Source organism: Citrobacter sp. VF227, from assembly GCF_052950715.1.
This window is the reverse complement of record NZ_JBRFVF010000387.1, coordinates 1-469: the sequence shown is the minus strand read 5'-3', so window position 1 is coordinate 469 and position 469 is coordinate 1. Positions and strand designations below refer to the sequence as shown.

Annotated in this window: 2 protein-coding genes; both read right to left on the bottom strand. The window is 51.4% G+C overall.

All coding sequences use genetic code 11. From position 1 onward, the window contains the following. On the bottom strand, window positions 1-250 hold a 250-nt coding region (locus ACU8YC_RS26895; protein ID WP_446896243.1), incomplete at its 3' end, for an RnfABCDGE type electron transport complex subunit B. Beyond that, window positions 250-469: Rnf-Nqr domain containing protein (locus ACU8YC_RS26890; protein WP_446896242.1), on the bottom strand; the 220-nt coding region annotated here is incomplete at its 5' end. The genes ACU8YC_RS26890 and ACU8YC_RS26895, both read right to left, overlap by 1 nt.

The following is a 469-nucleotide window of genomic DNA, read 5'->3' as shown; positions in this document are numbered from 1 at the left end:
TTAACATCACAGCTTCACCGCCGGGTGCGCAACGGTTAATTTGTTCACCCTGAGAGCCGATCGCTTCTGCATAAGGATGGCAGCCCGGATAACCGCATTGTCCACATTGGCTTTGTGGTAGAATTTCATCAATTTTCTCCACCACCGAATCATCCTCGACGGCAAAGCGTCGTGAGGCGTAACCCAAAATAGCGCCGAACGCCAGACCCAGTAGACTCACTGCGGCAACGGCAATCCAGATAGCATTCATTACAACTTCACCAAACCACTAAGGCCCATAAAGGCCAATGACATTAGACCGGCGGTAATTAGAGCAATTGCGTTACCGCGAAACGGAGCCGGGACATCTGCCACAGCAAGGCGTTCGCAAATAGCAGCGAACAGTACCATCACCAGCGAGAAGCCGACAGCGGCGGAAAAGCCGTACAGTGCCGAATGTAAAAAGTTATGACCGAGGTTGATATTCAGA